Genomic DNA, 11061 nt, shown 5'->3' on the forward strand with positions numbered 1-11061 from the left:
GAACCGGCCACGATTTGTTTGGCGTTCAGCGTGACGCCTTCAATTTTATCGTGCAATTGTTTCACGTCATTCAACAGTTGATCCGCGTACTTCGCCTGCCCGTCGAGCGTCCCGTCTTTCCAAATCGCTTTTTCAAGCCGGTGAAACCCGGTCCAGTTCGCCTTATCCTCGACGTCGTTCACGCGCGCATCGATCGCCGGGTCCAATTCGCCGAAACTCTCGGCAATCGGCTCGATCCGCTCATAATATACGCGCGCTTCCGCGTACGATGCTTTCGCCGCTGCCAGGTCCTCCGCCTTCACCGCCTTCACGAACGTCTCGGTGCTCTCGACAAGCTTCCCGGCTTGTTCTTCCACGTATGCCTTATATTTCGCGACCGCTTCCTTCAATTTGGCGCGTTCTCCGCTGCTTGTCGCTGCCGCCTGCGGATGTTCCAACGCCTTCAGCGCTTCTTTCAATTCGGGCAAATGCTCCTTCACTTGCTCCACGTCCGGTGTTTTCAGCGTTGTTTGCGCATAGACCGGCAACAAATGCTTTTCGACTTTCGTATAAAGAAGCGGAAACTTGTCTCTCACCTCATCTTCGAACGAAAACCATTCATCATGCAACTGTTGGCCGGCAGCTTTCAACTGTTCCATATCGTCCGCATCGAGCGCGCGGCCGATCTCCCCGGCGATCTTTTGCAATTGTTCTGCCTCAGACGGAATGCTTGCCTCGCCTTTGGTTTCTATTTTCTTCGTTTCCTTATGTACATTCGCTCCACTCGTCTCCGTACCACTGCAAGCTGCAAGCGCAAGCGGCATCATTGCGGATAAAATCGCGGCTATCGTCTTTTTCTTTCCAATCATGGTGCGTCCTCCTTTTGGTCGATGAAAGCAGTAATGAGAATCATTATCATTGATAACGATTCTCATTATAGTAGCCGTTTTTTTAACTGTCAACCCGAATCTATGTACTTAGCTTAAAAATCACTTAGTGCAAGAACTAGGAAAGAACAAACCGTCTAAGGTAATCAAACCATTGTGTTTGTCTTGAAAACATTACACAGAGAAAAGGACAGGATCCCCATTGTTCTATTCTGCTTTTCATGTTATTTTACAATTAACACTGTTCGGTTCCCAAAATATGGTTACAGGAAGGAGACTTTAAGATGGTTACCTTTATTATTGGGGTATTCACAATGATAGTGTCCGTATATGGGCTTTTTTGGTGGAACAAAGTCCTTTGGCTGAGCGGCGGTGTTGATTTGAATCGTTCCATCTTCCAATATGTTCTTCCTGAAGTTGCTCTCTGCATTTCATTTGCCTTAGGGACGATCATTTTCATTCGCGGTTTAAAAAAATGGAACGATCGGTAAAATTGACTCGGGTCGACAGATACGGTTCATAACATGAGAACTTTTCCTTCCCGAAAAAAAAAGACCTGAATCCGTCGATTCAAGGTCATTGTACAGGTAGGAATCAACGCGAAACATCGGTCCTAAGCTCTCTTTTCGAGCAGAAAAATCCTCAATCACCGGCCGCCGCTACGTTTACCTATCTTCTTCAGCTATCTCCCCGCGCCGAATAAAAAACGACAACACGAGGCCGACAACGGCGAACCCGACAGCGACAAAAAAAGATACATTCAACCCGTGAATCGCGGCATGGAGCTTTTCCGCCCGGTCCAAACCGTCGGTAGATCCTGAAGCAAGTTCTTGGATGCGGTCTTTCGTCGTATTCGTCATGACGGTGACGAGCAAAGCCGTTCCAATCGATGCCGCCACTTGGCGCATCGTGTTGTTCATCGCCGTTCCGTGAGGAATGAGGCGGTTCGGGAGCGCATTCAAGCCTTCGGTGGTGATCGGCATCATGACGAGCGCCATGCCGAACATGCGAATCGCATAGACGATAATCAAGTACGTAAACGAAGTGTCGGCCGTTAAGTTCGTGAAACCGTAGGTGGCGGCAGCGATGATCGCCAACCCTGCCACGGCCAGCCAACGGGCGCCAATTTTATCAAATAATTTCCCTGAAATCGGAGACATGACCCCCATCAAGACCGCCCCCGGCAATAACAGCAGCCCGGATTCGAGCGGTGAGTAGCCGCGCATGTTTTGCATGTAGATCGGCAAGAGCAGTTCCCCGCTGATCATCGTCATGAAAACGATCATCCCCGTCGCCGTCGCCAGCGTGAACACGCCGTATTTAAAGACGCGAAACTCGAGAATCGGACGCGCCAATTTCAATTGTCGGAAGATAAAAATGAGCAACGCCACGGCACCGATGGCAAGAGAAATGAGCACTTTTTCGCTGCCCCAGCCGCTTTGACCTGCGCTGGAGAATCCGTACAGCAATCCGCCAAATCCAAAGGAAGACAAAATGATCGAAAACACATCCACCTTCGGGTAGGTAAGGCGCGTAACGTTTTTCATAACAAAGAAGGCCACAATAATATCAATGATCGCAATCGGCAGCACGACATAAAATAACACCCGCCACGAGTACGTTTGGACAAGCCAGCCGGAAAGCGTCGGTCCAATCGCCGGCGCAAAAGCAATGACAAGGCCGACCATGCCCATGGCTGCGCCTCTTTTTTCACGCGGGAAAATCGTCAGAAACACGGTTTGCATGAGCGGAATCAAGATCCCTGCGCCCGAAGCTTGGACAATGCGCGCCAAAAGCAAATACGAAAAGCTTGGCGCAAGCGCCGCAATAAGCGTACCAACGGCGAACAACGACATGGCCGTTAAAAATAACCTCCGGGTCGTAAAGCGCTCGATGAGAAAAGCGGTAACCGGGATCATTACGCCGTTCGTCAACATGAAAACTGTCGTCAGCCATTGCGCTTGCGAGGCGGAAATCGATAAATCTGCCATGATTTTCGGGATCGCTGTATTCAATAACGTTTGGTTTAAAATGGCGACGAAAGCCCCCGCCAACAAAACGGCGACAATCGGTGTTTTATTTATCGTTTCTGTCTGTGATACGGAAGTTGGTGTCGATATCGTTCTCCACTCCTTTTCGTCCATACAAGCTAATGCATTATAGGAGGCATTCGGTTCGAAAGTCAAACGGCGCGCTCATTATGCTCGCCATCCGGCGCTGCGCATGTCCGCCCGGCTGATTTTGTAACGGAACGGAGATGCCTTATTTGCTTTCCAGCAAATGGCGCACCTCAGTTCCGTTAGGCTCCCTTTCGATGGGAGATTTTTCGGCCCTGGCCGAAAAATTTCTGATTTTGAATTTTAACGGACATCTCATCACCTTAGCGCACTTTTTCGAGCGCGCTTTGATTCTAACGGACATTGAATTCTCTTAGAGCCATTTTTCTCACTATTTTATTGTGCTTATTATGTCTAAGAGCATCTGATGTCCGTTACATTTTTCAGATGCTCTACTTTTGCTTCTAAGAAGATCTCATGTCCGTTAAAACAAAAACCCGCAAGCCGAGCTCTCGCTCAACATGCAGGCTTTCATTTATTCCTCTTTCGGTTTCGGTGCCTGCTCATTCGGCGAATTCCAAGCATATTTGGAGCAGCCCCACGTGAATCCAAGCAAAACAGGGAGCAAGCCAATGACAAGGAAAAACGAACCGAGCCAGTCGACTTTCACACGATGCTCCGAGCGCCGGGCCGATGATGCTGGAAAGACCGAAGACGGCCATCATAACGCCCATCCATTTCGCCCGTTCTTTCGGCGAGAAAATGTCACCAACCGTTGCGCGCGGCATGCTCATCATCGCGCCGACGCCAATCCCTTGAAACGCACGTGCCCAGACGAGTTCGGTCATCGTCGATGTTCTCCCCGCTCATGACAATCTCCTTTGCTCCTCCATTCATTAGTCACCTTAAAGATTATAGCATTTAATTTTTATATCATATAAATAATTCCGCAAAAAAACAGCTGCCGCTCGGGCAGCTGCTTTCTTCGATCCCTTAAACAGCTTTTGTTTTGATTTCCACGTCCACATTCCCGCGAATCGCTTTCGAATATGGACAAATTTGATGCGCTTCTTCCGTCAGCTTTTCAGCTTCATCTTGGTTGACGCCTTTTACTTCTACGTTCAGTACGACTGCGATATTGAAATCTGCCGCACCGTTTTTCACGAAGCTCACATCCGCCGTCGTCGTCGATTCAATGTCTTTTCCGTTATTGGAAGCGACCAGATTCAAGGCTCCGTCATAACAGGCAGAATACGTTGCCGCAAAAAGCTGCTCCGGATTCGAACCTTGCTTCCCTGATTGTCCCGGAGGCATGACCAGATTCACATCAATAACGCCGTCGTCCGACTTCACGTGTCCGTTACGTCCGCCTTTTGCCGTGGCATGTGCGGTGAAAACCACTTGACCCATCCTGACCACTCCTTCGTAATCTTTTGGCATTTGCGCCGATACCCTCATTTTTGCAGAACGCAAGCTGTTAAGCAAGTATTCCGAGCTTGTTGGCGATTGATGTTTAGGATGCGCACGATTGTGGAATAAGCCAAATGAACTCGATCCGTCTCGGAGGTGTCAAGCAAAGAAGAAAACCAACAGCACAAGCCCATGTCGACCGGCCCGCTTGATGCAAAAACAACAATGGAGGTTTATTTGTGGATTTAACATCGCGGAAAGATATTAAGCTCATGGAACAAAAAGCGAAAAGGGACCAAAAAGAGGCGGAAAAAGCGCAAAAGGTCGTAAACGAAGCGAAAAAGCACCAAAAACGATAGAAAGGCCGGCCCGGAGAATTTCTCTGGGTCGGCCTCATTCACGCTTTCTTTCTGCGCCGCGTTTCCGGGTCGAAGAAACTATAGACGACCGGAATGACGAACAACGTGAGAAACGTACTGCTGATCAAGCCGCCGATGACGGTAATGCCCATTGGCTGCTGGATTTCCGTGCCTTCGCCGATCGCAAACGCGACTGGCAGCAGGCCGAGAATCGTCGTCAAAGCGGTCATCAGGATCGGTCGCGTCCGCAGCTGAACGCTTTCGACGATGGCGTCATGAGCGGCATAGCCGCGGGCTTTCAGCTGCAGGATATAGTCGATCAACACGATCGCGTTGTTGACGACGATGCCTGCGAGAACGACGAGTCCGATGAGGACGGTTGCGCTGATCGGCGTTTGTGTGGCGTAGAGCGCGAGCGATACGCCGATGAAGATGAGCGGTACCGAGATCATGATGACGAACGGATACTTGAACGATTCGAACTGTGCAGCCATGACAAGATATACGAGCACGATCGCCAAGATGAACGCCATGGCGAGCTGTTGCTGCGAATTTTGCAGCAAGTCAAAATCTCCGGTGTAAGAGACGGAGACAGCGTCGTCGAGGTTTAACTCCTCGACTTGCTCGGCCAACGCTGCTTTAAATTCTCCGAGCGTAGTTTCGTTCGAAAATTTTACCGTAAACGGCACAGACCGTTCTTCACCGTCGCGATGAATCGCTACCGGCGAATCGCCGATCGCAATGTCTGCCACGTCTTTCAATGGCACGCCCTTGCCTGCCGGCGTCGGAATCCACAGCTCTTTCAAATCGTCGGCAGTACTCGTCACCTCCGGATCATAGACAACGCGAACCGTCTTCACTCGTCCGTTGTCATTCGTGATTTGCATCACGTCCATGCCTCTCGTCGCTTGATTGACAATTTGCCCCACTTGCGCCGCCGTCAATCCGTGTTGCCTCGCCTCTTCACGATCGACTCGGATTTGCAATTCTTTCACCGTATTCTTCAAACCGTTCGTCACTTCGACCGTGTCGTCCATGTGTTGCACCTGTTCAGTAATTTTCCGAACCGCTTCTTCCAACACTTGCTGATCGTCGCTGTTCACCTTAAACGTCAACGTGTTCGGCTCCGTCCCGGTCGTGCTTTGCTGATTGAGCGTTACACGGTCGGCTCCCGGTACTGCCTCCTCCACTGCTGCGCGAATGTTTTCCACGAATTCGCCTGTCGTTACGTCCCGATCCTCGGCCTCTTTCATTTTCACGTAAATTTGCGCTTCGCTGCTGTCGGTCGTATTTTGCGGTCCTTGATTTTGCGTGCTGCCGATCAAGCTGAAGTAGTCTTGCACCGCCGGTTCATCGGCCAAAAGCTGCTCCACCTTTGCGGTCGCTGCTTCTGTCTTTTCCAGTCTCGTGCCGTTCGGCAGCTTCAAATCGATCGTGAAAAAGCCTTGATCCTGCTGCGGCAAAAATTCAGCGCCGACCTTAGTCATGCCGAAAATGCCGCCGGCCAACAACAACACGACAAACAGCAGGACGAGAAAACGGTGACGAAGCGCCCACGCGGTTGCGGAACCCAGCGACTTCATGTAACTTTGTTGCCTCCGTCGGCGTTCCTTGTTTTCTTTAGGTGCCTTCAACATTCGGCTGGCGAGCATCGGCACGACGGTCAGCGCCACGAACAAAGAAGCGAGCAAGCTGAAAGCAATCGTCAGCGCGAACTGTTTGAATAAATCACCGATAATGCCGGTGACGAAGACAACTGGCACGAAAACAGCGACCGTCGTCAATGTTGAGGCGGTGATGGCAACGCCGACCTCTTTCGTCCCTTCAGCAGCTGCCTTGCGCGGCTCCTCGCCCATGTTTAAATGGCGATACACATTCTCGATCACGACGATCGAGTTGTCGACGAGCATGCCGATCCCGAGCGCGAGTCCGCCGAGCGTCATGATGTTTAACGTAAAGCCGGAGAAATAAATCAAAACGAATGTCACGATCACCGAAAAAGGGATGGAAATGCCGATGATCAAAGGCGTTTTCAAATTACGCAAAAAGAAGAACAACACGAGCATCGCAAAGGCGGCGCCAAGGATAAGCGCGCTTTGCAAGCTGCCGACTGCACGGTCGACGAGATCCCCTTGATCAAACAATATCGACGCTTCGATGTCGCTATATTTGTTTTGTTCAAGCAATTCGGCCAAACGTTCGCGCACGCTTTGTGAAACTTGTTCCGTGTTCGCATCCGATTGCTGAAGAAGGTTGACAAGTACCGCAGGCTTTTGATTGTTACGTGTGATCAAGCCGTCGTCTTTGGGTACGATCGACACGCTTCCAAGGTCGGCCATTGAAACGGTTTCGCCCTTCGGTGTGCGCAGTTCCAATTTTTTTAAATCAGACGCTGAATGAATCGGCGCGATCACACGCGTCGTCAGCTCTCGGTCGCCCAACCGAACGGAAGATCCGGGCAAGGACACATTGCTGGCCCGTAAAGCCGTTACAACGTCGCGCTCTGTCAAGTAATGGTCTTTCAGCGCTTCTTGGTCAAGCTTAATCTCAATCACGTCGATTTCGAGGCCGCGCGCATTGACGCTCGCCACACCTTTGACTTGCGAAAGCTTTCTTTCCAAGTCACGAACGTCACCGCTGAATTCATCGTTCATGTTCGTCGTGCTCAAAGCAAGCTGAAGGATTGGAAATTGGGCCGGGTCAAACTTCAGAAATCGTGCGTTGCGAACTTCTTCCGGCAAGTCGGCGCGGTCGATCGCGCTCTGGATATCCGTCTGGATTTCATCGATGTCCGTGTCGTTCGTGAATTGCAAGATGATCAAGCTCGAGCCTTCCTGCGACGTTGAAGTCAAATCCTTCAAGCCGGGAATCGTGCCGAGTTGGTCTTCCAAAGGTTTCGTCACATTGTCCAAGACTTCGCGAGGACCGGCATCCGGATAAGTGGCAACGACCGCCCCGATCGGCGGACTGATGCTCGGTATTAATTTTAAAGGGATCCGGGTCAAAGAAACGGCCCCTAATAGGAGAAAGACAATCATGATGACCATCGTGAATACGGGACGGCGAATGGAAAAGTCACTTAATTTCAATCGGAAACGCTCCTGTCTGCGGTGGTTGATGATACAAATAATATACTACTACGTCTATTTATGCCAAGAGTTTCACACGAATGCGAAAATGAAATGAATTGAATTCGCTGACAGCTAGTGATAGATTGATTAAAACATGCATTGAAGGGGCTAGTCGCCGTGAAAATCGGGTATCGCACGATCAAAACCGCCATGGGTTGCGGAATCTCTATCGGGTTGGCCGAATGGCTGCATCTCGACTATTATCTCTCAGCCGGCATTTTGACGATCCTCTGTATCAAGTCGACGAAAAAAGCTTCGCTGAAAAGCGCGTTCGAGCGGTTTATCGCCTGTATTACAGGAATGGTGTTTGCCAGCGTCTTCTTCCAATTGTTTCCGAGTCATCCGTTGACGGTAACGCTTCTATTGCTCACATTCATTCCGGCAGTGGTCAAGCTGAAAGCGCGTGAAGGTGTCGTCACGAGCTCCGTCATCCTTTTGCATTTTTATACGATCGACAAACTCACCTGGGCATTTCTCGGCAACCAATTGGCCGTGATCATTATTGGCATCGGCGTCGCGCTCTTGCTCAATTCGTACATGCCGAGTCTTGAACGGGAAATCGGAAAATACCGCGAAAAAATCGATGAAAACTTTTCCATCATTTTACGGGAATTCGCTGTGTTTTTACAAAATAAAACGTCCGTCTGGGACGGAAGGCAAATTATCGAAACGGGAGACTTATTGAAAGAAGCGAAAATTCTCGCCGTCAAGGAAATCGACAACCATTTGATCCGCGAAAAAGACAGTTATTATACTTATTTTAAAATGCGCGACGAGCAGTTTCAAATTTTGGAACGGCTCATGCCGATTCTAACATCTCTGGATGACACGAACGAACAAGGAAAGGCGATCGCCGACTTTCTCGAACGATTAAGTGAAAAAGTTTCCCCGAAAAACACCGCACACGTATTTCTGCAAGAATTAAGAACCATGCGTAAAAAATTTCGCGAATCACCGCTGCCGAAAGACCGCATCGAGTTTGAAACCCGCTCCGCCCTTCTCCATTTTACGAATGAAATGGAGCGCTATCTTGAAATCAAGGCCGGTCTCGGCAACCCTGTTTAAAAGGCTGACTCCTTTATTAAATGCCTCGATGTCGTACGCAAAAAAAGACTCACCGTCTCCTTCGAGTCGGTGAGTCTTGTTCTTCCTCTTAATGCAACACTCTTTGTACGTGGCCGCTGAAATGCGAGCTCCAGTACGGATTGCTCATGCTGGCGATAGCCACGCCCGTGCTGCTTTGCGAACCGATGAAACGTCCGCCGCCGATATAAATGCCTACATGGCCGTCACGTTTGTACGTGTTGAAAAATACCATGTCCCCCGGGCGAATTTGCGAGTAAGGAACCCTCGTGCCTTGGTGGCTCAAGCTTGACGTGCTCCAACCAACGTTCACGCCGATTTGGGCATACGCCCAATGAACGAATCCGGAACAGTCGAACACACCGTTGGCGATGTCGGCTTGCGAGCGTCCGCCGCCGAAAACGTAAATCGAATTTCCGAAATAACGGCTGGCCGCCTGGACCAAATCCTGAACCGTTCCGCCGGGCACCGGTTCCGGGATGTCGACGTCTGTATCAACTGAACTGCTATGGTGCGATCCCCCGTTGCCACTATCGTTGTTGTCGTTGCTGGAAGACCCTCCGTACAACGCCAGCTTCAAAGACCGGATTTTTGCTTTTCCGGAAGCAATAGTATTACGCAGTTCGATTCCTTGTTCCTTCAAGTCCTCGACGATTTCTTGCTGTGCTTCCTTTTTCGCTTCCAACTCCGACTGCAGCGATTTCAATTCGTCCATTTGCTCTTGCAAATCATTGAGCTTTTGAACAATTTTCTCTTTGCTCGTCTGGAGCTGCTCCATATCCTTTTCCTGGGCAGCGAGCAGTTTATGGTCTTGGTTCGTAATCAGCGTAAATGCAAACACGCGGCTCAACAACTGGCTGAAATCTTGCGACTGGAGCAAGACGTCCAAGTAACTGACGGCTCCGCCGCTCTTATACATTTCGCGAACCCTGCCCTTTAACAAATTTTCCCGATGGTTGATCCGTTTTTGCGTTTCCGCGATTTCCGTTTTCAACCGATTAATTTCTTCCTGCGTTTCCTCACGTTCTCGCAAGGTAGCTTCTATTTGTTGCTCCGCCTCGTCGATGTCGTCCTGAAGTTTGGTCAACTTCTCGATCGCGGCCGCTTTCTTTTGTTCAATGTTATGTAACTCTTGCTGGCTTTCCTTAATATGCAATCGCTGAATCCGTAACTCGGAACCCGTATCTGCCGAAGCCGAATGTACGCCCGCAATGGAAGCTGCCAAACATACGCCGAGTGCCGTCGAGACAATTCTCCTCTTTCCCAATCTCAAACTCCCTTTCCGACAATTTTTCTTTTTTGGTAAAAAAGAACCACGACATCGTGGATTCTTCATCATTAATCGTCAAAATTATGTGAGTTTCTTCCCACGTCTTATCTTAACATTAAATTGTCGGCGGAATTTTACAGTTTCTTTTCAATCTCGTATCAATATATGACAAAATTTGCGCACGAATTCGCAAAATCGCTAGGCCATTAGTCTCATACCTGTCATCGTATTGCAACATTCGTGAGAACAACTATTTATTTTATAAAATCAGTTAAACAACGAGCAGCTTGCCAATCCCCATTTGCCGTCAATACAGTTGAAACCCATTCGGCAAAAGGGCGATCCACGGAAAAAAGCGTCCCCCGATTCCGCAAGCGGCCCGCTTCCGTAGTCAAGTACAGCGGATGCTCTTTGAAAGCTTCGTAAGGAATCATCCGTTTGAATGCGCATAAACCGCGAACCGAAATGCCGTCGTCGTTAAACGACTGTTCAACTTCGGCGATCCCGACAAGCCCGCGTTTCACCGCGCCGCTCCGGTAACATAAAATCAAGTCCTCTTCAGCGGCCGCTTTAAAATTTCTCGGCAAGCGGCGTATCCACCAAAACGTCGTCTGCTTGTCCCGCAAAAACGGTTCCCAGCGAAACGCCTCCGCCGTATCGGAGGCCACCATGAACCATACATGCTTGTCCCGTTCCCGTCTCACGTCCCCCATCTCCTTACACAACAACGTTGATGCTATTGTACCGCAAAGAAAATAGGCCTGCACCCAAACCGCAGAGGACATCCGGCCTTTGTGCCGCGCAAAAAAACCGGCAAGAATAGACCTTGCCGGCAACGGGGAAAAGGGAGGATACGGCGCAACGCCAGGCAACCGCAGGCGCTGT

The 11061-nt window shown here is 49.9% G+C and carries 9 protein-coding genes; 2 read left to right on the forward strand and 7 right to left on the reverse strand.

What is annotated here, in order from left to right; all coding sequences use genetic code 11:
- A partial coding sequence (locus VFK44_14655; GenBank protein ID HET7629610.1) for an imelysin family protein occupies positions 1–848 on the reverse strand: 848 nt, incomplete at its 3' end.
- 332 nt (positions 849–1180) lie between these two features.
- Here VFK44_14655 and VFK44_14660 point away from each other — a divergent pair.
- On the forward strand, positions 1181–1357 hold the full coding sequence (locus VFK44_14660) for a hypothetical protein (GenBank protein ID HET7629611.1): 177 nt from the start codon (positions 1181–1183) through the stop codon (positions 1355–1357).
- A 174-nt stretch (positions 1358–1531) separates the two neighbouring features.
- On the opposite strand, the gene VFK44_14665 is transcribed toward VFK44_14660, so the two are convergent.
- The 4 genes from VFK44_14665 to VFK44_14680 all read right to left on the reverse strand — a co-directional run bounded on the left by VFK44_14665 (position 1532) and on the right by VFK44_14680 (position 7781).
- The gene (locus tag VFK44_14665; GenBank protein ID HET7629612.1) at positions 1532–3010 is read right to left on the reverse strand and encodes a DHA2 family efflux MFS transporter permease subunit; all 1479 of its coding nucleotides are present in this window, start codon (positions 3008–3010) and stop codon (positions 1532–1534) included.
- Positions 3011–3486: 476 nt separating this feature from the next.
- Positions 3487–3771, reverse strand: a complete 285-nt coding sequence (locus VFK44_14670) for an MFS transporter (GenBank protein HET7629613.1) — start codon at positions 3769–3771, stop codon at positions 3487–3489.
- A 145-nt stretch (positions 3772–3916) separates the two neighbouring features.
- On the reverse strand, positions 3917–4333 hold the full coding sequence (locus VFK44_14675) for an organic hydroperoxide resistance protein (GenBank protein ID HET7629614.1): 417 nt from the start codon (positions 4331–4333) through the stop codon (positions 3917–3919).
- Positions 4334–4730: 397 nt separating this feature from the next.
- A complete protein-coding gene (locus VFK44_14680) occupies positions 4731–7781 on the reverse strand; it encodes an efflux RND transporter permease subunit (GenBank protein HET7629615.1) in 3051 nt (1016 codons plus the stop codon).
- Positions 7782–7940: 159 nt separating this feature from the next.
- On the opposite strand from VFK44_14680, the gene VFK44_14685 reads away from it, so the two are divergent.
- Positions 7941–8888, forward strand: a complete 948-nt coding sequence (locus tag VFK44_14685; protein ID HET7629616.1) for an aromatic acid exporter family protein — start codon at positions 7941–7943, stop codon at positions 8886–8888.
- 88 nt (positions 8889–8976) lie between these two features.
- Here the strand turns inward: VFK44_14685 and VFK44_14690 are convergent, their stop codons facing one another.
- Together VFK44_14690 and VFK44_14695 are read right to left on the reverse strand one after the other, a co-directional pair.
- Positions 8977–10173: an NlpC/P60 family protein gene (locus tag VFK44_14690; protein ID HET7629617.1), complete on the reverse strand. Its 1197-nt coding sequence runs from the start codon at positions 10171–10173 to the stop codon at positions 8977–8979.
- A gap of 257 nt (positions 10174–10430) precedes the next feature.
- Positions 10431–10880 carry an EVE domain-containing protein gene (locus VFK44_14695; protein ID HET7629618.1) on the reverse strand — a complete coding sequence of 150 codons (450 nt, stop codon included), beginning with the start codon at positions 10878–10880 and terminating at the stop codon, positions 10431–10433.
- Between the last annotated feature and the right edge of the window lie 181 nt (positions 10881–11061).

It is taken from the genome of Bacillales bacterium, assembly GCA_035700025.1.
In the GTDB taxonomy this organism is placed as follows: domain Bacteria; phylum Bacillota; class Bacilli; order Bacillales; family DASSOY01; genus DASSOY01.

Bases quoted from the DNA above. Each gene is read 5' to 3' on its own strand.
- VFK44_14670 (HET7629613.1), bottom strand. From the start codon at position 3,771: ATGACCGAACTCGTCTGGGCACGTGCGTTTCAAGGGATTGGCGTCGGC.
- VFK44_14660 (HET7629611.1), top strand. From the start codon at position 1,181: ATGATAGTGTCCGTATATGGGCTTTTTTGGTGGAACAAAGTCCTTTGG.
- VFK44_14665 (HET7629612.1), bottom strand. From the start codon at position 3,010: ATGGACGAAAAGGAGTGGAGAACGATATCGACACCAACTTCCGTATCA.
- VFK44_14675 (HET7629614.1), bottom strand. From the start codon at position 4,333: ATGGGTCAAGTGGTTTTCACCGCACATGCCACGGCAAAAGGCGGACGT.